This is a genomic window from Streptomyces sp. NPDC043853, assembly GCF_056436025.1.
In genome coordinates this window covers 544542-564158 of the sequence record NZ_JBWKDJ010000003.1, presented here as the reverse complement: position 1 = coordinate 564158, position 19617 = coordinate 544542, and the positions used below count along the sequence as shown (strand labels likewise).

Genomic DNA, 19617 nt, shown 5'->3' with positions numbered 1-19617 from the left:
ACCCGTACGTCCGGCATCCTTGTGATTGATCGCACTGTTTGAACCGTCCGGCAAAATGGGGAGCACGGTCCCCTGAGCTGGTCGACATAGGAGAGAGACTCGTGGACGACGTTCTGCGGCGCGCCCCGCTCTTCGCGGCGCTCGATGATGAGCAGGCCGCGGAGCTCCGCGCCTCCATGGGCGAGGTGACCCTCGCACGCGGTGACGCCCTGTTCCACGAGGGCGACCCCGGTGACCGGCTGTACGTGGTCACCGAGGGCAAGGTGAAGCTGCACCGCACCTCCCCCGACGGCCGCGAGAACATGCTGGCGGTGCTCGGCCCCGGTGAGCTCATCGGCGAGCTGTCGCTCTTCGATCCGGGCCCGCGCACGGCGACCGCCACCGCGCTGACCGAGGTCAAGCTGCTCGGCCTGGGCCACGGCGACTTGCAGCCGTGGCTGAACGCCCGCCCGGAGGTGGCCACGGCCCTGCTGCGCGCCGTCGCCCGCCGCCTCCGCAAGACCAACGACCAGATGTCCGACCTGGTCTTCTCCGACGTCCCGGGCCGTGTGGCCCGTGCCCTCCTGGACCTGTCGCGCCGCTTCGGCGTGCAGTCCGAGGAAGGCATCCACGTCGTGCACGACCTGACGCAGGAGGAGCTGGCGCAGCTCGTCGGCGCCTCCCGCGAGACGGTGAACAAGGCGCTGGCCGACTTCGCCGGCCGTGGCTGGCTCCGCCTGGAGGCGCGTGCCGTGATCCTGCTGGACGTGGAGCGGCTGGCGAAGCGGTCGCGCTGACGCGGTCCGGCCGTGTGGCTGTACGTCGTGTGAGGGGGTCCTGCCCGGGCTGGGCGGGACCCCTCGCGCGTTCCGAGCTCGGCCCCGACCCCGTCAGCCGGAGCGGGGCACAGGCACACGCTGCGCGGCCGGCGCGGGCCGGTGTGCCGTGTGCCCACACGGCCGCGTAAACCGCACGGCCCGGCCTACTCCGGGCCGCCCGGGATCAGGCCGTGCTCGCGCAGGTACTCCAGCTGGGCCCGTACGGACCACTCCGCGGCCGGCCACAGGGACCGGTCCACGTCGGCGTAGACGTGCGCCACGACCGCCTCGGGGGTGGCGAAACCGTTCTCCACCGCGGTCTCCACCTGGGCCAGCCGGTGCGCGCGGTGCGCGAGGTAGAACTCCACCGCGCCCTGCGCGTCGTCCAGCACCGGCCCGTGGCCGGGCAGCACCGTGTGCACCCCGTCGTCCACCGTGAGGGACCGCAGCCGGCGCAGGGAGTCCAGGTAGTCGCCCAGCCGGCCGTCGGGGTGGGCCACCACCGTGGTGCCGCGCCCGAGGATGGTGTCGCCGGTGAGCACCGCCCGGTCCGCGGGCAGGTGGAAGCAGAGCGAGTCCGCGGTGTGCCCCGGGGTGGGGACCACCCGCAGCTCCAGGCCGCCGACCCGGACGGTCTGCCCGGCCGCCAGACCCTCGTCACCCAGCCGCAGCGCCGGGTCGAGGGCCCGCACCTTGGTCCCGGTGAGCTCGGCGAACCGGCCGGCCCCCGCGGCGTGGTCGGGGTGGCCGTGGGTGAGCAGGGTGAGGGCGATCCGCTTGCCGGCCCGCTCCGCGGTGTCGATGACGGCGCGCAGGTGGGCCTCGTCCAGCGGGCCCGGGTCGATCACCACGGCGAGCTCGGAGCCCGGCTCGGAGACCAGCCAGGTGTTGGTGCCGTCGAGCGTCATCGCGGACGGGTTCGGGGCCAGCACGTTGACCGCACGGGCCGTGGCCGGCCCGGAGGCGACCACTCCGCGGGGCTGCCCCGGCAAGGCTCCGGCATTCGTCATGGTGTGCCTCCCGCGGGTCCCACGCGCTTGGTGAACTCGTCGTGACCGGGCCAGCTGAGCACCACCCCGCCGTCCTCCCCGAGCGCGGCGCGGGCCAGCACCGGGGTGAGGTCCTGGCCGGCAGCCGCGGCGAGGGCCGCGGCGGCGGTGCCGTACGGCTCCAGGGAGCGCAGGGTCGCGATGGTGGGCGGCATCATCAGCAGCTCGCCCTTGTCGTAGCCGGCGGCCGCGTCGGCCGGGCGGGTCCACACCGTCCGGTCGGCCTCGGTGGAGGCGTTGCGGGTGCGCTGCCCCTCGGGCAGGGCGGCGACGAAGAACCAGGTGTCGTAGCGGCGCGGCTCGAACTCCGGGGTGATCCAGCGGGCCCAGGCGCCCAGCAGGTCGGAGCGGAGGACCAGCCCGCGGCGGTCGAGGAACTCGGCGAAGGAGAGCTCCCGCGCGACCAGGGCCCGGCGGTCGGCCTCCCAGTCGTCACCGGTGAGGTCGGGGATGAGGGTGCCGTCGGCGGGGCCGGCCAGCAGGACGCCGGCCTCCTCGAAGGTTTCGCGGACCGCCCCGCAGACGATCGCCTGGGCGGTGCGGGCATCCGTACCGAGCCGGTCCGCCCACTCCTCCAGGGAAGGGCCGGCCCAGCCGATGCGGTGGTCCTCGTCGCGCGGGTCGACGCCGCCCCCGGGGTAGGCGTACGCGCCGCCGGCGAAGGCCATGGAGGCGCGCCGGCGCAGCATGTGGACGACGGGGCCCTCGGACGTGTCGCGGAGCAGCATCACCGTGGCGGCGCGCTTGGGCGGGACCGGGGTGAGGGAGCCGTCGGCCAGGGCCCGGATCCGGTCGGGCCATTCCGGCGGGTACCACTGGCCTCCGGCGGGGGTGGCGGCGGGGGCGTGCTCGCGCTTCGACATGGCCGGATGCTACGACCATCCGGGCCGATGTTCGAGACCTCACCGCCGCGGGGGCCCGCACCCCGCCCCGGTGCGGGCCCCGTGTACGGGCCGGCCGGCGGTGTGCGGGTCGGCCCGCGATGACCGGGGTCAGCCGGCGATCTCGACCTGGAGCTCGACCTCGACCGGCGCGTCCAGCGGGAGGACCGCCACGCCGACGGCGCTGCGGGCGTGCACGCCCTTCTCGCCGAAGACCTCGCCCAGCAGCTCGCTGAAGCCGTTCAGCACGCCCGGCTGGCCGGTGAAGTCGGGGGCCGAGGCGACGAAGCCGACGACCTTGACGATCCGCGCGACCTTGTCCAGGTCACCGATGACCGACTTGACCGCGGCCAGGGCGTTGAGCGCGCAGATGCCCGCCAGTTCCTTGGCCTGCTCGGCGGAGACCTCGGCGCCGACCTTGCCGGTCACCGGGAGGGAGCCCTTGACCATCGGCAGCTGGCCGGCGGTGTACACGTAGTTCCCCGAGCGCACGGCCGGCTGGTAAGCGGCCAGCGGGGGAACGACCTCGGGAAGCTTCAGGCCGAGCTCGGCCAGCTTCGCCTCGACGGCGCTCATGCCTTCTCCCGCTTGAGGTAGGCCACGAGCTGCTCGGGGTTGTTCGGGCCGGGCACGACCTGGACGAGCTCCCAGCCGTCCTCGCCCCAGGTGTCCAGGATCTGCTTGGTGGCGTGCACGAGCAGCGGGACCGTCGCGTATTCGAACTTCTTGGTCATGGGCCCGAGCGTAGTGCCTGTGCGGGAGTGGTTACGCTCGTTGGTTGTGAGCAGGCTCCAGGTGGTCAGCGGCAAGGGCGGAACCGGGAAGACCACGGTCGCCGCGGCACTCGCGCTGGCCCTCGCGCGCGAGGGCAGGCGGACACTTCTGGTGGAGGTGGAGGGCAGGCAGGGGATCGCGCAGCTCTTCGGGAGCGAGGCGCTCCCCTACGAGGAACGGAAGATCGCCGTGGCTCCGGGCGGCGGGGAGGTCTTCGCGCTCGCCATCGATGCGGAACGGGCGCTCCTCGACTACCTGCAGATGTTCTACAAGCTGGGCTCTGCCGGGCGCGCCCTGAAGAAGCTGGGCGCGATCGACTTCGCGACGACCATCGCGCCGGGGCTGCGGGACGTGCTCCTCACCGGCAAGGCGTGCGAGGCGGTGCGGCGCAAGGACAAGGCGGGCCGGTTCGTCTACGACCACGTGGTGATGGACGCTCCGCCGACCGGGCGGATCACGCGGTTCCTGAACGTCAACGACGAGGTGGCGGGGCTCGCGCGGTTCGGGCCGATCCACAATCAGGCCCAGGCGGTGATGGGGGTCCTCAAGTCCCCGGAGACCGCCGTCCACCTGGTGACGCTGCTCGAGGAGATGCCGGTGCAGGAGACCGCGGACGGCATCGAGGAGTTGCGGGCGGCCGGGCTCCCGGTGGGCCGCGTGATCGTCAACATGGTGCGGCCGCACCACGTGGACGAGGAGGCCCTGCGGGTGGCCGCCGGGGAACGGCGGGCCGGGGTGGCGAAGGCGCTGTCCCGGGCCGGGCTGGGCGGGGCCCGGCGCGGCGGACCGGCCGAGCTGCTGGTGGGGCCGCTGCTGGAGCAGGCCGCGGAGCACGCCGAACGGGTACGGCTGGAGCGCGGGCAGCGCGCCGTACTGGCCGGGTTCGACGTGCCCTCGTACGAACTGCCGCTGCTCGGCACGGGGATGGATCTGGCGGGGCTTTACGAGCTGGCGACGGAGCTGCGCAAGCAGGCGGGGGAGGGCGAGGGCGAGTGAGCGAGGTCGGAGGGTCCGGGGTGGGGGACCCGGGGACGCTGGCGGTGGACGCGCTGCTGGACGACCCGGACACCCGGATCGTGGTGTGCTGCGGCGCGGGCGGGGTCGGGAAGACGACCACGGCGGCCGCGCTGGGCCTGCGGGCGGCCGAACGCGGCCGCCGGGTGGTCGTGCTGACGATCGATCCGGCGCGGCGGCTGGCCCAGTCGATGGGGATCGACTCGCTGGACAACACCCCGCGGCGGGTGGCGGGCGTGGCCGGCGAGGGCGAACTGCACGCCATGATGCTCGACATGAAGCGGACCTTCGACGAGATCGTCGAGGGGCACGCGGAGGGCGATCGGGCCCGGGCGATCCTGGAGAACCCCTTCTACCAGTCGCTCTCGGCCGGGTTCGCCGGCACCCAGGAGTACATGGCGATGGAGAAGCTCGGGCAGCTGCGAGCCCGGGACGACTGGGACCTGATCGTCGTGGACACCCCGCCGAGCCGGTCCGCGCTGGACTTCCTGGACGCGCCGAAGCGGCTGGGGTCCTTCCTGGACGGGAAGTTCATCCGGGTGCTGATGGCTCCGGCGAAGGTGGGCGGCCGGGCCGGGATGAAGTTCCTCAACGTCGGCATGTCGCTGATGACCGGGACGCTGAGCAAGCTGATGGGTGCCTCGCTGCTGAAGGACGTGCAGACCTTCGTGGCCGCGATGGACACGATGTTCGGCGGGTTCCGCACCCGTGCGGACGCGACGTACCGGCTGCTGCAGGCGCCGGGGACGGCCTTCCTGGTGGTCGCGGCGCCCGAGCCGGACGCGCTCCGGGAGGCCGCCTACTTCGTGGAGCGGCTGGCCGAGGAGCGGATGCCGCTGGCCGGGCTGGTGCTGAACCGGGTGCACGGCAGTGGTGCCGCGCAGCTCTCCGCGGAGCGGGCGCTGGCCGCCGCCGAGAATCTTGAAGAACCCGGCATTGTCGATCAGGAGTCCGGGAAAGCTGGTCTCCGTGACTCCGGCGCGGACACTCCCCCGGCCGCGGACGGGCTCACCGTCGACGGGATCACGACCGACAACCCGACGGACGGGATCACGAACGACGACACAAGTCACGACACGAGCCACGACACTGGCGACGAGATCACGACGAACGAGATCACGGCCGGACTGCTGCGCCTGCATGCCGAGCGGATGCAGGTGATCGCGCGCGAGCAGCGCACGCGTGACCGCTTCACCTCACTGCATCCCGAGGTGGCGGTGGCCGAAGTGGCGGCCCTGCCCGGCGATGTGCACGACCTCGCCGGGCTTCGGGCCATCGGTGATCGGCTCGCGGCCGCCGGTTCCCGGCCGACCGGAGACGGTTGAGCGCGAACGCCCGGACGGTGGACCTGTGCGGGCGGTTACCCGGCCGCGGCGTAGGTCTCGTACGCGACGTCGACGTCCGTGCCGACATCCACGGTGAGGATGCCGGTGCTGCGCTCGTACTCCGTGCGGGCCGTTTCGAGCAGCCGTCGCCACGAGGTGACGGTGGGACGCCTGCGCAGCAGCGCACGCCGTTCCCGCTCGGTCATTCCGCCCCACACGCCGAACTCGACACGATTGTCGAGCGCGTCTGCCAGGCACTCCGTCCGCACCGGACATCCGGTGCACACCGCCTTGGCCCTGTTCTGTGCCGCTCCTTGAACGAACAGTTCATCCGGATCGGTAGTGCGGCAGGCTGCCTGCGCACTCCAGTCGGTAACCCAGCCCATGCCGGCGCCGTCCTCTCCCGAATCGAGGCTCCCCCACGGCGGCAGCGGCATATTCACCGCTGCCAGTTGAGGACGTTACGGAAGGCGGGCACAGTGCAACACCCCCGACGGGCCCAATCTTGAATGGTCCGAACGGACTATGGGTAAGCGGCAGATCACCCGACGGAGTGATCGAGCGACATGCCCGGCCAATCCGGCAGTTCGGGTGGAATCGGAGGAGCTCCAGCCGATGGAGGCGAAAGATTCGGACATGAGTCCACCCCATTCGGGAAGGGTGAAAATCAAGCCGAGGGGTTGATGTCGCCGGGCACTGCTGTGACAGTTGAGAGCAGCTTAGGCCAAGGCATTCGTGTGTGTCCGGCGAATGAGAACGTAGGCGCCCCACGTTGCCATGTCGCCAAGTTCAGGGGATGGGGCACCCGAACCCGGCGCAGGCGCAGCGACGCTCATGCCACTCGTTTGCGCCAGAAGAGGGCTTGCCGGTCAGGACGGGGTTCCGGCAAGGAGTGGGGGCCGGCCCCGGCCGGGTGAGCGGCCGGCAGCTATCCGTCCTGCTCCTGGGTGAGATCGCCGGTGATCCTGGCACGCCTGACGGACTGTTCGCCGGGTCCGGACATCCGCTGCCTGAGCGCGCCGCCCTCGACCTCGACGTCTTCGGCCTCCTGCCGGCGGGCGGCTGCGCGGTCCGACGTCGTCAGCCATGCCTGGACCGCGCCACCCACCACCACGAGCACGGCCGTACAGAGCCACCAGGCCAGTGTCCACTTCTGCGTCAGCATGCCCGTCGCGACGTTCACGGCGGCCGCCACGGCGACCGTCCCGCCCGCCGCCAGCACGCGTCTGCCCCTTGTCGCCATACGCAACTCCCCATGGTGTACGTAGCATTGCGGGGATCGCTCACTCTTCCGCCCACTTGTACCACGGGGGGCGCGCATGCGCGGTAGATGGAAGCAGCAGATCAAGGGGGTGACCGCCGAACGCGTGGTGCAGACCCAGATCCAGATCGTCGACGGCGACGCCGTCACGGAGACGGACCGCGCCGCACGCGAACTGCGCACCGCCGTCCGGACCCGGCTGGGCGACGAGATCGGGCGGCTCAGGCTGGAGCACCCGGGGCGGATCCCGGTCCGCTGGTCCCCCACCGGGCGGCCCGTCCGGTCGTCGGCCGACGCGCTGGGCGTGGCGAGCATGGCGCTCACCGGCGATGTGAACCAGGTGCCGGAGTTTCTCCGGAGCCTGCCCCGGCGCCAGCTCGTCGTGCTGGGCCCGCCGGGTTCCGGCAAGAGCGTGCTGGCGTTGCTGCTGGCCTGGGACCTCCTCAAGACCTGGCGGCCCGGCGAGCCGGTGCCGGTGCTGATGCCGCTGTCGTCCTGGCGGCCGTCGGCCGGGTTGCGGGAGTGGATGGCCGAGCAGATCGGGGAGTTCGGTCCGGGCCGTCGGACGGGCCGTCGTGCACGCGCGGCCGACAGGGCGAAGGCCCTGCTCGACGAGAACCGGGTGATGCCCGTGCTCGACGGCCTGGACGAGCTGCCACCGGCGCTGCACGCGCGCGCGGTGCAGGCGATCGACGCCGCCGTCGCGGAGGGGCTTCCGCTGCTCGTGACGTGCCGGAGCGACGAGTACGAGCGGACGGCGCGGGAAAGCGGCCACTACCTCACGCGGGCGGCGGTCGTGGAGCTCGCCCCCGTGACGCCGCAGGACGCGATCGCCTATCTCGAACGGTCGACGGTGGCCGGCGACCGCCGCTGGGACGAGGTGTTCGACGTCCTGCGCGGCCGCCCCGACTCGGCACTGGCCGCCGTCCTGTCCTCCCCCCTGATGCTGTACCTGGCCCGCACGGCCTACCAGGCGAGCGCGACCGATCCCGCGGAGCTGTTGTCGCAGGAGCGGTTCGGCACCCGGGAGGAGATCGAGTCCCATCTGCTGGAGTGCTACCTGCCCGCGGTCTACACCGAGTCCTCGGCGCCGCGCTACCGCGTGGACCGGGCCAGGCGGTACCTGGCGACCATCGCACGCCAGATGCAACGCGACGCGACCTCCGACTTCGCCTGGTGGCAGGTCCATTCCCCCGTCACCGGGCCGGTCGTGGTCACCGCGTTCGGCTGTGCGTACGGTTGGCTCATCGGCCTGCTGTTCAGCTTCCGGCACGGGATCCTCTCCGGACTTACGATCGGAGCCGCCGGCTCCGTTCTGCACGTCGTCCTCCGGCAGGAGCTGAGCCACGTGCACGTCACCGAGGACGTTCTGCGCGATCCGCGTGGGGTGCTCCGCCAGTACGCGCTCATCGGCATCCTGTCGGCTCTCGGCGTGGCGTCGTTCACGGGAGCCGCGGTCGGTGGCTGGCTGGTCCTCGCGCTGGGCGCGGCGCCGGGATCGGTCCTCGGCTTCAGCGTGCTGGCCGGCGGGTTCGCCGGGTTCGCCACGCTCCTGGGGTCGGCCTGGGGCTCGTACCACGTGTCCCATGCGTGGTACTGCCTGACAGGCCGGCTTCCGTGGCGGTACTGGGCGTTCCTCGACCACACCCACGAACTCGGAGTGCTGCGCCAGACCGGCGCGGTCCACCAGTTCCGCCACCTCCGGGTCCAGGAACAGCTGGGCGGAAAGGGCAAGCCGTCAGTCCGGTCGGTCTACAGCGAAAGGACCGCCGCACGGCGCTGGACGTTCCTCCTTCCGGTCCTGCCCACGGCCGCTGAGGCCCTGACGGCACTGGCATTGCTCTTCGTCATGGGCTTCCTCACCTCCACCGACGGCATGACCTACGCACTGCGCTTACGCTCCGGAGACCTGCCGTCGAAGGAGCCCCAGTACTGCGAGGGCTACTGCTCGCACGGCGACGTATGGACGTGGAAGCTACCGCGCGGATCGTCCCGTCGGACCGTGTGGGACGCGCCCCGGACCGATCGGGTCTCCTTCGTGGAGTGGAGAGGCAAGGTGAGGGTCACGGGCTGTTCCGGGGGCGCCGTGGAGGTGGCCCTCCAGCTGGCGGACCGTCCGCCGGTGTCCTTCGTCCTGGAGGAAAGCGGCTGGCGGGGCGTGTCGTCGAAGGCGCCCCTGCCCGAACCCGTCGAGCTGGGGGAAGAGTCGGCCTCCGTCACCCTGCGCAGGGTGGACGACGAACGCTGCGACGCCGTCTTCTCGTGGATGGACATCGGACTGGGCCGGGACGGAAAGGAAGTGGCCCGGGAGCGGTTCGGTATCCCCCCGCCCGCCAAACCGTGAGGTGGACATGGCGCACCCCTGGATGTCACGGTCTGGTACTCGAACCTCCCGAGAGGCCCCCGCTCCCACGGAAAGCCGCCGACGACGGATTAGGCTTCCCCCATGGCAAAGAAGCGCTCGGGCGGAGGGCTCTCGGGGAGTCAGCAGGCCGCCAAGTTCCTCGGTGTGTCCGTCCTCTCCGGAGTCGTGCTCGCCGGCATCGCGATCCCCGGCGCCGGAGCCCTGGGTCTGGCCGCCAAGGGCACGGTCGAGGGGTTCGACGAGATCCCGGCCAATCTGAAGACTCCGCCGCTGAGCCAGCGCACCACGATCCTGGACGCCGAGGGTGGCCTCATCGCCACGGTCTACTCGCGCGACCGGACGGTGGTGCCGATCACGGCCATCTCCCCGTACATGCAGAAGGCGATCGTCTCGATCGAGGACTCGCGCTTCTACGAGCACGGCGCTATCGACCTCAAGGGCATCCTGCGCGCGGTCAACCGGAACGCCCAGGAGGGCGGCGCGGCACAGGGCGCGTCCACGCTGACCCAGCAGTACGTGAAGAACGTGTTCGTCGAGGAGGCCGGCGACGACACCACCAAGGTGCGCGAGGCGCAGGAGAAGAGCCTCGGCCGCAAGATCCGCGAGCTGAAGTACTCGATCCAGGTCGAGGAGGAGCTCGGGAAGAAGAAGATCCTCGAGAACTACCTCAACATCACCTACTTCGGGCAGCAGGCGTACGGCGTCGAGTCCGCGGCGCACCGCTACTTCAGCAAGTCCGCCAAGGACCTGACGCTGGCGGAGTCGGCGATGCTGGCCGGCCTGGTCCAGTCGCCGAGCCGGTACGACCCGGTGAACGACTCCACCGAGGCCATGCAGCGGCGGAACGTGGTCCTCCAGCGGATGGCCGAGACCAGGGCCGTCTCGCAGGCCGAGGCGGACGCCGCGAAGGCCACGCCGGTCCAGCTGAAGGTGACCCGGCCGCGGAACGGCTGCATCACCGCGGTCAAGGGCGCCGGCTTCTTCTGCGACTACGTGCGGAACACCTTCCTGTCCGACCCGGTGTTCGGCGCGACCCGGGAGGACCGCGCCAAGGTCTGGAACCAGGGCGGTCTGACGATCCGTACGACGCTGGACCCGCAGGGGCAGGAGTCGGTCAACGAGTCGATCAAGGACCACGTCGACCAGACCGACAAGGTGGCGACGGCGGTCACCCTGATCGAACCGGGCACCGGCCGGGTCATGGCCATGGGCCAGTCCAAGCCGTACGGCTTCGGGAAGAACGAGACGCAGATCAACTTCTCCGTGGACAAGCGGATGGGCGGCTCGAACTACGGGTTCCCGACCGGCTCGACCTTCAAGCCGTTCGTCGCGGCGGCCGCGATCGAGCAGGGCATCCCGGCCACGAAGATGTACAACTCCCCGTACGAGATGCCGTACCCGAGCCCGGTGCAGACCTGCGGCGACAAGCCGTGGGTCAACGTCCGGGACCGGGACAAGGTGGCGAACGAGAAGCGGTCCGAGGTCGGCCCGTACGCCCTGCGCGAGGCCATGGCGATGTCGGTCAACACGTACTTCGTCGAGATGATCGGTGACATGGGCCTGTGCCCGCTCAGCGAGATGACCAGCAAGCTGCGCGTCATCCCGGCCGACGGCACCAAGCTCAAGCAGGTGCCGGCGATCTCGCTGGGTACCGAGGGCATGTCCCCGCTGACCATGGCCAACGCCTACGCGACCTTCGCCAACCGGGGCACGTACTGCACGCCCGTCGCCATCGAGTCGATCACCGACGCGCACGGCAAGGCGCTGACCGTGCCGAAGACCAAGTGCGAGCGGGTGATGTCGGAGAACACCGCCGACACCATCAACACGCTGCTGCTCGGCGTGGTCGACTCCGGTACGGGCCGGCAGTCCGGCCTGAGCGACCGGCAGAGCGCGGGCAAGACCGGTACCACGGACGAGCGCTACAACGCCTGGTTCGTCGGGTACACGCCGAACCTGGCCGGGGCGACCTGGGTCGGTTCGGGCGGCGCCAAGCAGGTCTCGATGGAGAACATCACCATCGGCGGCGAGTTCTACCCCGAGGTCTACGGCGGCGGCCTGCCCGGCCCGATCTGGAAGCAGGCGGTGTCCGGTGCCCTGTCCGGGCGCCCGGTGGAGAACTTCGTCCAGGTGCACGTGCCTGAGTCCAACCAGCCGGCTCCGGGCGGTCGCGGCCGGCCCGAGCGCCCCGGCAAGCCGGGCGGCGACAACAAGCCCGGTGACAACCGGCCCGGCGGGCGCACCGGCGGTGGTGCGGGGGCCGGCGGTGGCGGTGCCATCGGCGGCGGCGCGGGGGCCGGCGGCACGGACGCCGGGGGCACCGGCGGCAACCCGACCAACCCCTTCCCGGGGATCACCCTGGAGCCGGGCTTCATCGGGGGCGGCAACAGCAACGGCGGCCGCGGCCGCTGACCGGCCGCAGGTACGTGCGTACGACACGCACGCGCGCGAGCACGACGGACACGAAAAGGGAGGGCTCCCGGCCGACCGGCCGGGAGCCCTCCCTCATGTTCATCCGCGAGCGTCAGGCGCCCGCATCATCCGCCCGCGTCAGGCGAGGAGCTGCTTGACCACGGCCGCGACCCGGCCGCCCTCGGCCAGCCCGGCCACCTTCGGGTTCACGATCTTCATGACGGCGCCCATGGCGCGCGGCCCCTCGGCCCCGGCCGCCTTCGCCTCCTCGACCGCCTGCGCCACGATCGCGCGCAGCTCGTCGTCGGTGAGCTGCTTCGGCAGGTACTCGTCCAGGACCTTGCCCTCGGCGATCTCCCGCTCGGACTGCTCGGCCCGGCCGCCCTGGGCGAAGGCGTCGGCGGCCTCGCGCCGCTTCTTCGCCTCCTTGGCGATCACCTTGAGCACCTCCTCGTCGGAGAGCTGACGGGCGGTCTTGCCGGCCACCTCTTCCTTGGTGATCGCGGCGAGCGTGAGCCGGAGCGTGGACGAGCGCAGCTCGTCGCGCGCCTTGATAGCGGTGGTGAGGTCGTCCTGGAGCTTGGCCTTGAGCGTGGTCATGCCCCGAGTGTGCCAGGTGCTCCCGGGGTGCCGCCCACTCGTTTTCCGCGTCCCCGCGGTCTGCGACGATGTGTGCATGCGTGCGCGTTACGGAGTTCCCCTGAAGGTGACCGCGGGTCTCGCCGCGATCGGGGCAGCCGGTGTGGCCTACGCCGCCGGTTTCGAGGCCAGGTCCTTCCGACTGCGCCGGGTGACCGTCCCGGTGCTCCCGCGCGGCATGCGCCCCCTGCGGGTCCTACAGGTCTCGGACATCCACATGGTGTGCGGGCAGCACAAGAAGCGCGCCTGGCTGCAGTCGCTCGCGGGTCTTCGCCCGGACCTCGTCGTCAACACCGGCGACAACCTCTCGGACACCGAGGGCATCCCGGAGGTGCTCGACGCGCTGGGTCCGCTGATGGACTTCCCGGGCGTGTACGTCTTCGGCTCGAACGACTACTACGGCCCGCGGCTGCGGAACCCCGCCCGGTACCTGCTGGAGAAGGTGCAGGGCCGGCACGGGCTGAACGGCAACAAGCCGGTGGTCGGCGCCGTCCATAACCCGTGGGAGGAGATGCGGGACGCGTTCGACGCGGCCGGCTGGCTGAACCTCACCAACACCCGGGCCCGGCTCAAGCTGCACGACGTGGAACTGGCCTTCACCGGCCTGGACGACCCGCACATCAAGCGGGACCGATACGAGCAGGTGGCGGGCGGACCGCAGCCGGACGCCGACTTCTCCATGGGCGTCGTACACGCGCCGTACCTGCGCTCGCTGGAGGCGTTCACCGCGGACGGCTACCCGCTGATCCTGGCCGGCCACACGCACGGCGGGCAGCTGTGCGTCCCCTTCTACGGGGCGCTGGTCACCAACTGCGATCTGGACACCGACCGGGTGAAGGGCCTGTCCACCCACGAGACGAACGGCAACCGCGCCTACCTCCACGTCTCGGCGGGCTGCGGCACCAACCGGTACACACCGGTCCGCTTCGCCTGCCCGCCGGAGGCGACCCTCCTCACGCTGACCCCGCGCGCCTGACCCGTGCACCGGCATCTGCCCTGCTCAGGGCGGGTTTCCGGCCCGGTCCGGGAGGCCCTCCGACCCCCGCGCCACCCCTCCGCGAAAACCGGATTTCGTCTCCGGGCGAGGGTCCGCTAGAGTAATCGATGTCGCCAGGGCAGCAAGTCTGCAGGGGCGGCGATCGGGGTGTAGCGCAGCTTGGCAGCGCGCTTCGTTCGGGACGAAGAGGTCGTGGGTTCAAATCCCGCCACCCCGACAGAGAAACACCAGGTGAGAGCCGGTGCAGGGAAATCTGCACCGGCTCTTTCTGCGTCTGGGTGACTAACTGAGTGACTACGGGTTCGGACCGGCCCGGAAGATCTCGTCCATGGCCGTCGCCCCGGTCTGGATCACGGGCCGGATCTACTTCCGGTAAACCGCCTCAGTGACAGCCGTCCCGGAGTGCCCGACGAGCCGGGAGATCTCTTCGAGCGGGACCCCCTTGTCCGAGAGCAGCGACACGAAGCTGTGCCGCAACTCTCCGGGGTCCACTCCTTCGCGTCGACCCCCTCGGCGCCAGCGATGGCCTGCCGGAACGCACGCCAGCACGTTGGTGGAGTCCAGCTTCGTCCCCGTCGCGGAACTGGTCCAGGCTCGTCCCCGTTGTATCGGCACTCACGCCGCCGAGTGGCAGGCTTCCTGGCCGTGAAGTGCCATGGGAAAGATGACGAGGAACCCGGGCTCCAGACGGCTCCACCGGATCGCTCGTCGGCGCTCCGCACGGCTGCGCCGACGACGCCGTGACCGCCGGTTCCGGACGGCTGCTCCCTTAGGGGCCGAGGGAATCCACTGGGGTGGACTGGTGGCTGCCAGCCTGCCCGGACTCGCAGCATTGGTTGCCCTGCTGTTCACCTGGATGCAGGTCACACAGACCAACAAGGAATTGGGGATCGTCGAGCGGGGGCAGATCACCAGCCGGTTCAACGCTGCGGTCAGCAATCTGGGGTCGGCTTCCCTGGATGTACGGCTCGGGGGGATTTACGCGCTGGAACAGATCATGCGCGACTCCCCCCGCGATCACCCCACTGTGGTGTCGGTCCTGACCGCGTATGCACGTCAGCACGCCCCCGTTCGGGCCGCCGACGCCAAGAAGGCGCCTGTGCTATCCGCCTATGAACAACCCCCACCGCCAGCCGACCTCCAGGCGGTGGTGACCGTGCTAGGAAATCGCCGCCCCGAGCGCGACCAGGGAGTGCGGATCGATCTCAGCCGTTCCGCTCTGCCCGGGATGGAACTCTTCGGCTACCCAAACCTGATTCCCTTTCGTTTGGCGGTCCTGCGCGAAGCAGATCTCAGGGGCGCCGACTTCTATTGGGTGAATCTGGAGGATGCAGTGTTCACCGGGGCAAACCTCTCGGGAGCGTCGCTGCTCGGATCCCAACTCAACCGTGCGAGTCTGGAGCAGGCGGACCTGACAAAATCAGACCTGTCGGGTGCGTACCTCGACGGAGTGAACATGTCCGGAGCAAACCTCACCGACACGACCTTCTGCACAGAAGTCGGGGTGGTAGGGAGAGGGGTCCCCGAGGGAAGTCATGAGCGCGCCTGCGCCGACATGTCAGGCATGATCCTGACCGACTCGAACCTGGGCGGGGCAGACCTGGCCGGTGTGAACCTCTCGGGCACAGAGTTCTGCCCTGACCCAGCCTTTTCCTGGTTGGGCAGCCAAGAGAACTGCACGAGTCTGGCTGGCGCGAAACTCAGTGGCGCCAACCTCAAAGAGACGTTCCTGTTAGGAGCGGACCTCAGGGGTGCAGACCTGACCGGGGCCAACCTGGCCGGCGCGGACCTTAGGAATGCAGACTTCACCGGGGCCAAGGTCCGCGGAGCGAGGTTCGACGGGGCCAAGTTGAAGGGTGCCCGTGGGCTACCGCAGTCCAGGTGACACCTTTCGAGGCTGTCGATTGAGGATCTATCTGCGCTACAACGGCGGCGCACAGATACGAACGAACACGGATACTCAGGGACCGTTGCCGCAGGTGAACGACATGGTGGCCAGTGGGCGGACTGCTGGTCGGATCGCTTCAGGACGAAGAGGTCGTGGGTTCAAATCCCGCCACCCCGACAGAGTAAGACCAGATCAGGGGCCTGGCGTTGACCCCTGCCTTGGGGGCTCCCCGGAGAGTCGGACCGGAGAGGCAGCGGTGATTAACGGTGCAGCGGATCGCTGCGAAGGCCCTTCTGATCACCCTGAAGGCATTCAGCTCTTCGCGTCCCAAGCCCGGTATGCCCAACGCGCGACCGCGCCGACTGCCAGGGCCACGAGAATCGCGCCCCAGTCGATGACGTGGGGCAGGCCGGGAAAGAACGCGAAGAAGGCGAGGGATACGACGGTGCCGACGACGAAGGCGATGATGCCGGCGCGGCGGCGCTTGGCATCCTGAGCGGAGTCTTCCGGAGTGGGCTGGGTGGTCATGCGCTGCTCACTTAGTGATGTGGTGGCACTGGCTGACCCGACGGACCCCATTGACGTTGAGGTGGGCGCAGGCTTTGCCGTAGCGCGGAAGCGTCTGTGGTGCGTTGTCCCGCATGGGGTTGATCTTGCACTCGGTGTGGGTCTTGCCGCGCGAGGTCTTGTACGTCTTGTTGTTGGTGTCGGCGTACGTGAAGTCGATGCGCCAGTTGCGGAAGCCGGCGTTGAGGGCTCCGACGAAGCCGCAGTCGACGCCTGCGTTCTGGTAGGTGATCTTCTTGCCCTCGCCGCGAACGATGTGGGTGAACATGCAACCTGTGGGGACCTTCATGGTGACGCCCCCGACCTCGTAGTCGAAGGTGGCCACCGGAGTGGAGCCGACGGCGCCGGCGTGGGCCTGCGCCGGCGTTCAGAGTGCGAGCGCGACCGCTGCGGCGACGGCTGTCGTGGCGCGGACTGCGAGATGACTGACCATGTCTGGTGCCTTTCTGCGGAGTGTCCTTTCACAGGGCGGAACTCCTCCAGACGGCACTTGGGCTCTCCGCCAAGCACATATCCACTACGAAGAGTGATCAAATAGGTCGGTGGGCCGATTACGCCGTTCGGGCCATCAGTACGCCCGGGAGCCGGATCCGGAAACCGCGTCCCATGGCTCGTCGGCCTGAACCCACGCTGCGAAGGTCGCGGACGGCAGCGGTCTCCACCACGGGCCAGGCGGCTGAGCCACCCGTCCCCAAAGCCCCGGCCGCGACGAAACCTCGGCGGGCCTGCGCTCGCGCGGGTGCGCCGGGGCTGGCAGCGTGGATCGGGCCGGGAAGACAGGAGGCGGGCGATGTCCGGGAAACGAGTGCGTGACCGTGCCGTGCTCGCGGCCGCCGTGGTGGTCCCGTTCCTGGTGGCGCTCCTGCTGGTGCCGTTCCGGGAGGACCTCTCGGCGACGAACGAGGCCCTGGTCTTGGTCATCGTGGTGGTCGGGATCGCGGCGCTCGGGACGCGGGCGGCCGGGGCGCTCGCCGCGCTGTCCGCCGTCGCCTGGTTCGACTTCTTCCTGACCCGTCCGTACCAGCAGTTCACCATCGACAGCGGGGAGGAACTCCAGACGGCCGTGCTGCTGCTGGTGACCGGCCTGATCGTCGGGCAGGTCGCGGTACGGGCGCGCACCCTGCAGGGCGAGGTGAGTGCCGACGCCGCCGACCTGGCGAAGCTGGAGGAGACCGTACGGCTCGCCGAGGAGGGCACCGCGGGGCCAGAGGAACTGGTCGAGCACGTCCGCGGGCAGTTGGTGGGGCTGCTGGGGCTGCGGGGGTGCCGGTTCGAGGCGGTGCCGCGCGCCGGGCACGGGCATCCGGCAGTGCACCCGGCCGGCCGGCTGCCGCGGCTGGAGCACGGCGGGACCATCTGGCAGGGCCTGGGCACCGACGACGCCGAGTGCACCTACTGGCCGGACCGGTGGCCGGACGGCCTGGTCGAGCTGCCCGTCAGCGGCGGTGGTCACCCGTACGGCCGGTTCCTGCTCGACCCCGTCCCGGGTGCGCTGCCGCCGCTGCAGGCCAGGCGGGTGGCGGTCGCACTGGCGGCGGAGGCCGGGGCCGCGCTGCACTCGGGCCACGAGGCGGGCGAGACGCGGGGCTGACCTCCGGCCGGGCGCCGGCCGGCGGCTACCGGTCCAGCGGGTTGGCCGCGATCCGGGCGGCGACTCCGCCGGAGACCAGCGCGGCCGCCGCGCAGTCCGGCTTGCGGGCCGCCTGGTCGGTGACCAGGGCGAGGAAGCGGTCGCCGAAACCGGCCCGCGGATGGGCCGTCAGCAGCGCGGCCCGGAAGTCCGGGTCGAACTCCTCCGCCCTCAGGCCCGACACGTCGGCGCTCGTGCCGACCTGGAGCAGGTGGCTCTCGACGTCCTCCGCCGCGGTCACGTCCTCCCGCATGTGCAGGACGATCACCTCGGCGGCCCGCTCCCGGCGGTCGGCCGGCCAGCCCAGCCCGGCCGTCAGGACCTTGGCCACATGGCCGCCGGCCTCCTCGAACGGCAGGGTGTGCGAGTCGAAGGGGGCGGTCAGGCCGAGGTCGTGCAGCAGGGCCGAGACGTAGAGGAGTTCGGCGTCGAAGGACAGGCCGTGGTCCTCGGCGTAGCGGGCGGCGAAGGCGTACGAGCGCACCGAGTGGTTCAGCAGTGCCTCGTCCGCGTACTCCGCGGCGATCTCCAGGGCGGCTTCCGTCGCCCTTCCCTCGATGTGCCACATGTGTGCTCCCCCTCCGCCGTCACCCGCCGCACCGAAGGTGATCACTTTACGGACGGGGTGCGGGGCGGGTGAAGTCGACGTCGGCCGGGTCCTGTCCGGGCCAGGTCAGCCGGGTCGGGGTGGCGGGGGTCCGGGCCACCACCCGGCCCCGGGAGACCACGTGGAGCGGACGGACCTGGCGGCGGACCGCCTCGGCGGGTGACGGGGCGGGCAGCAGCACGAAATCGGCGGGGTTCCCGGGCCGGACGCCGTACTCCTCGGAGATGCCGAGCACCGCCGCGGCGCGGTCGGTGACCATCGCGAACGCCGTCGGGATCTCGTCCGCGCCGGTCAGCTGGGCCGCGTACAGCCCGACCAGGGCGGTCTGCAGCGGGTTGGCGGTGCCCAGGGCGTTCCACGGGTCCATCACGTCGTCGTGGCCGAAGGCCACGTTCACCCCGGCCGCCAGCATCTCCTTCACCTGGGTCATGCCCCGGCGCCTGGGGTAGCCGTCGAACCGGCCCTGGAGGTTGAGGTTGGCGAAGGGGTTCGCCACCAGGTTGATACCGGAACGGGCCAGCAGCCGCTGGAGCTTGTAGCTGTACGCCCCGTTGTAGGAGCCCATCGCGGTGGTGTGCGAGGCCGTGGCGCGGTCCCGCAGCCCGCTCCGCAGCGCCAGGGTGGCCAGGACCTCGACGTAACGGGACTGCTCGTCGTCGATCTCGTCGCAGTGCGCGTCGACCCGCAGTCCGTGCTCCTCGGCCAGGGCGAAGGCCAGGTGCAGGGAGGCCACCCCGTCCTCCCGGGTGTCCTCGAAGTGCGGGATCGCTCCGACCACGTCCGCGCCCCTGGCCACGGCCTCGCGCAGCAGCCGCTCCCCGCCCGGGTAGGAGACCATGCCTTCCTGGGGGAAGGCGACGATCTGCAGGGTCATCACGTCCCGGACCCGGTCCCGGACCTCCGTCAGCGCCTCCAGGGCCACCAGCCCCTCGTCGGTGACGTCGCAGTGCGTCCGGACGTGCAGCACCCCGTGCGCCGCCTGCCAGCGCAGCACCTCCGTGGCCCGGGCGACCACGTCCTCGCGGGTCAGCGTCCGCTTGCGCTCGCTCCAGCAGGCGATGCCCTCCCACAGGGTGCCCGAGGCGTTCCAGCGCGGCTCCCCCGCCGTCAGGGCGGTGTCCAGGTGGATGTGCGGTTCCACGAACGGGGCGCTGAGCAGCGCGCCGTGCGCCTCGATCAGCGTGCCGGTGGCGGGCGGCTCCTTCTGGTCGTCGTACGGGACCACCCGCGCGACATGCCCTCCCTCGGCCACTTCCACGTCGACCAGGCCGGGCTCGACCCGGCCGTCCCCCGTGTACAGCCGCGCCCCGCGGACGATCATCAGCATGGGCTCACCCTTGGTCCGCCTCGATTCCCGTGCGCCGTCCCGCTCTCCCCGGTCACAGACCTGACCTGCGGCTTCCTCATCGAA

General features: G+C 70.8%; 19 protein-coding genes, 1 tRNA gene and 1 pseudogene. 9 read left to right on the top strand and 12 right to left on the bottom strand.

Annotation, left to right across the window (positions count from 1 at the left end; genetic code table 11):
- The first annotated feature begins 101 nt into the window (after positions 1-101).
- A complete protein-coding gene (locus tag AC067U_RS11445) occupies positions 102-776 on the top strand; it encodes a Crp/Fnr family transcriptional regulator (protein ID WP_003981529.1) in 675 nt (224 codons plus the stop codon).
- A 185-nt stretch (positions 777-961) separates the two neighbouring features.
- On the opposite strand, the gene AC067U_RS11440 is transcribed toward AC067U_RS11445, so the two are convergent.
- The 4 genes from AC067U_RS11440 to AC067U_RS11425 form a co-directional block, all read right to left on the bottom strand.
- Positions 962-1807 (bottom strand): MBL fold metallo-hydrolase, encoded by an 846-nt coding sequence (locus AC067U_RS11440; RefSeq protein ID WP_478829408.1) that lies wholly within the window; start codon positions 1805-1807, stop codon positions 962-964.
- Positions 1804-2709 (bottom strand): NUDIX hydrolase, encoded by a 906-nt coding sequence (locus AC067U_RS11435; protein ID WP_478829407.1) that lies wholly within the window; start codon positions 2707-2709, stop codon positions 1804-1806. The genes AC067U_RS11440 and AC067U_RS11435 overlap by 4 nt, the downstream gene beginning before the upstream one ends.
- A 129-nt stretch (positions 2710-2838) precedes the next feature.
- A complete protein-coding gene (locus AC067U_RS11430; protein WP_478829406.1) occupies positions 2839-3303 on the bottom strand; it encodes a RidA family protein in 465 nt (154 codons plus the stop codon).
- Positions 3300-3461 carry a Sp36 family protein gene (locus tag AC067U_RS11425; RefSeq protein ID WP_007264966.1) on the bottom strand — a complete coding sequence of 54 codons (162 nt, stop codon included), beginning with the start codon at positions 3459-3461 and terminating at the stop codon, positions 3300-3302. Before AC067U_RS11425 ends, AC067U_RS11430 begins: the two co-directional genes overlap by 4 nt.
- Before the next feature lie 46 nt (positions 3462-3507).
- On the opposite strand from AC067U_RS11425, the gene bagA reads away from it, so the two are divergent.
- Together bagA and bagB are read left to right on the top strand one after the other, a co-directional pair.
- A complete protein-coding gene (bagA, locus tag AC067U_RS11420) occupies positions 3508-4497 on the top strand; it encodes an ATPase BagA (protein ID WP_478829405.1) in 990 nt (329 codons plus the stop codon).
- Positions 4494-5840: an ATPase BagB gene (gene bagB, locus AC067U_RS11415; protein WP_478829404.1), complete on the top strand. Its 1347-nt coding sequence runs from the start codon at positions 4494-4496 to the stop codon at positions 5838-5840. The genes bagA and bagB overlap by 4 nt, the downstream gene beginning before the upstream one ends.
- A gap of 35 nt (positions 5841-5875) precedes the next feature.
- Here bagB and AC067U_RS11410 read toward each other — a convergent pair whose 3' ends face one another.
- Both AC067U_RS11410 and AC067U_RS11405 read right to left on the bottom strand, forming a co-directional pair.
- On the bottom strand, positions 5876-6226 hold the full coding sequence (locus AC067U_RS11410; RefSeq protein WP_365111031.1) for a WhiB family transcriptional regulator: 351 nt from the start codon (positions 6224-6226) through the stop codon (positions 5876-5878).
- A gap of 542 nt (positions 6227-6768) precedes the next feature.
- Complete coding sequence (locus AC067U_RS11405) at positions 6769-7083, bottom strand: hypothetical protein (RefSeq protein WP_478829403.1); 315 nt, start codon at positions 7081-7083, stop codon at positions 6769-6771.
- Between the two features lie 76 nt (positions 7084-7159).
- Here AC067U_RS11405 and AC067U_RS11400 point away from each other — a divergent pair, with 76 nt between their 5' ends.
- Positions 7160-9445, top strand: coding sequence for an NACHT domain-containing protein (locus AC067U_RS11400; protein WP_478829402.1), 2286 nt, complete (start codon positions 7160-7162; stop codon positions 9443-9445).
- A 102-nt stretch (positions 9446-9547) separates the two neighbouring features.
- Positions 9548-11878, top strand: coding sequence for a transglycosylase domain-containing protein (locus AC067U_RS11395; RefSeq protein WP_478829401.1), 2331 nt, complete (start codon positions 9548-9550; stop codon positions 11876-11878).
- A gap of 138 nt (positions 11879-12016) precedes the next feature.
- Here AC067U_RS11395 and AC067U_RS11390 read toward each other — a convergent pair whose 3' ends face one another.
- Positions 12017-12478, bottom strand: a complete 462-nt coding sequence (locus AC067U_RS11390) for a GatB/YqeY domain-containing protein (RefSeq protein ID WP_478829400.1) — start codon at positions 12476-12478, stop codon at positions 12017-12019.
- Positions 12479-12554: 76 nt separating this feature from the next.
- Here AC067U_RS11390 and AC067U_RS11385 point away from each other — a divergent pair, with 76 nt between their 5' ends.
- Both AC067U_RS11385 and AC067U_RS11380 read left to right on the top strand, forming a co-directional pair.
- Entirely contained in the window at positions 12555-13493 is a 939-nt protein-coding gene (locus AC067U_RS11385) for a metallophosphoesterase (RefSeq protein ID WP_478829399.1), read from the top strand.
- A gap of 164 nt (positions 13494-13657) precedes the next feature.
- Positions 13658-13731, top strand: a tRNA-Pro gene (locus AC067U_RS11380).
- A 77-nt stretch (positions 13732-13808) separates the two neighbouring features.
- On the opposite strand, the pseudogene AC067U_RS11375 reads toward AC067U_RS11380, so the two are convergent.
- Positions 13809-14099: pseudogene (locus AC067U_RS11375) on the bottom strand (tyrosine-type recombinase/integrase); the annotation flags it as partial.
- A gap of 217 nt (positions 14100-14316) precedes the next feature.
- Between AC067U_RS11375 and AC067U_RS11370 the strand changes: the two are divergent.
- Positions 14317-15399, top strand: a complete 1083-nt coding sequence (locus AC067U_RS11370) for a pentapeptide repeat-containing protein (protein WP_478829398.1) — start codon at positions 14317-14319, stop codon at positions 15397-15399.
- Positions 15400-15714: 315 nt separating this feature from the next.
- Here the strand turns inward: AC067U_RS11370 and AC067U_RS11365 are convergent, their stop codons facing one another.
- Together AC067U_RS11365 and AC067U_RS11360 are read right to left on the bottom strand one after the other, a co-directional pair.
- Entirely contained in the window at positions 15715-15930 is a 216-nt protein-coding gene (locus AC067U_RS11365) for a hypothetical protein (protein ID WP_478829397.1), read from the bottom strand.
- A 7-nt stretch (positions 15931-15937) separates the two neighbouring features.
- The gene (locus tag AC067U_RS11360; RefSeq protein WP_478829396.1) at positions 15938-16237 is read right to left on the bottom strand and encodes a hypothetical protein; all 300 of its coding nucleotides are present in this window, start codon (positions 16235-16237) and stop codon (positions 15938-15940) included.
- A 522-nt stretch (positions 16238-16759) separates the two neighbouring features.
- Here AC067U_RS11360 and AC067U_RS11355 point away from each other — a divergent pair.
- Positions 16760-17560, top strand: a complete 801-nt coding sequence (locus AC067U_RS11355) for a DUF4118 domain-containing protein (RefSeq protein ID WP_478829395.1) — start codon at positions 16760-16762, stop codon at positions 17558-17560.
- Positions 17561-17585: 25 nt separating this feature from the next.
- On the opposite strand, the gene AC067U_RS11350 is transcribed toward AC067U_RS11355, so the two are convergent.
- Both AC067U_RS11350 and codA read right to left on the bottom strand, forming a co-directional pair.
- A complete protein-coding gene (locus AC067U_RS11350) occupies positions 17586-18167 on the bottom strand; it encodes an HD domain-containing protein (protein ID WP_478829394.1) in 582 nt (193 codons plus the stop codon).
- A gap of 46 nt (positions 18168-18213) precedes the next feature.
- On the bottom strand, positions 18214-19533 hold the full coding sequence (gene codA / locus AC067U_RS11345; RefSeq protein ID WP_478829393.1) for a cytosine deaminase: 1320 nt from the start codon (positions 19531-19533) through the stop codon (positions 18214-18216).
- Positions 19534-19617 lie beyond the last annotated feature (84 nt).

What these genes read in the sequence shown, in the direction of transcription:
- AC067U_RS11440 (WP_478829408.1), bottom strand. Translation starts at nt 1,807, where the DNA reads ATGACGAATGCCGGAGCCTTGCCGGGGCAGCCCCGCGGAGTGGTCGCC.
- AC067U_RS11435 (WP_478829407.1), bottom strand. Translation starts at nt 2,709, where the DNA reads ATGTCGAAGCGCGAGCACGCCCCCGCCGCCACCCCCGCCGGAGGCCAG.
- AC067U_RS11430 (WP_478829406.1), bottom strand. Translation starts at nt 3,303, where the DNA reads ATGAGCGCCGTCGAGGCGAAGCTGGCCGAGCTCGGCCTGAAGCTTCCC.
- AC067U_RS11425 (WP_007264966.1), bottom strand. Translation starts at nt 3,461, where the DNA reads ATGACCAAGAAGTTCGAATACGCGACGGTCCCGCTGCTCGTGCACGCC.
- AC067U_RS11410 (WP_365111031.1), bottom strand. Translation starts at nt 6,226, where the DNA reads ATGGGCTGGGTTACCGACTGGAGTGCGCAGGCAGCCTGCCGCACTACC.
- AC067U_RS11405 (WP_478829403.1), bottom strand. Translation starts at nt 7,083, where the DNA reads ATGGCGACAAGGGGCAGACGCGTGCTGGCGGCGGGCGGGACGGTCGCC.
- AC067U_RS11400 (WP_478829402.1), top strand. Translation starts at nt 7,160, where the DNA reads ATGCGCGGTAGATGGAAGCAGCAGATCAAGGGGGTGACCGCCGAACGC.
- AC067U_RS11395 (WP_478829401.1), top strand. Translation starts at nt 9,548, where the DNA reads ATGGCAAAGAAGCGCTCGGGCGGAGGGCTCTCGGGGAGTCAGCAGGCC.
- AC067U_RS11390 (WP_478829400.1), bottom strand. Translation starts at nt 12,478, where the DNA reads ATGACCACGCTCAAGGCCAAGCTCCAGGACGACCTCACCACCGCTATC.
- AC067U_RS11385 (WP_478829399.1), top strand. Translation starts at nt 12,555, where the DNA reads ATGCGTGCGCGTTACGGAGTTCCCCTGAAGGTGACCGCGGGTCTCGCC.
- AC067U_RS11365 (WP_478829397.1), bottom strand. Translation starts at nt 15,930, where the DNA reads ATGACCACCCAGCCCACTCCGGAAGACTCCGCTCAGGATGCCAAGCGC.
- AC067U_RS11360 (WP_478829396.1), bottom strand. Translation starts at nt 16,237, where the DNA reads ATGTTCACCCACATCGTTCGCGGCGAGGGCAAGAAGATCACCTACCAG.
- AC067U_RS11355 (WP_478829395.1), top strand. Translation starts at nt 16,760, where the DNA reads ATGTCCGGGAAACGAGTGCGTGACCGTGCCGTGCTCGCGGCCGCCGTG.
- AC067U_RS11350 (WP_478829394.1), bottom strand. Translation starts at nt 18,167, where the DNA reads ATGTGGCACATCGAGGGAAGGGCGACGGAAGCCGCCCTGGAGATCGCC.
- codA (WP_478829393.1), bottom strand. Translation starts at nt 19,533, where the DNA reads ATGCTGATGATCGTCCGCGGGGCGCGGCTGTACACGGGGGACGGCCGG.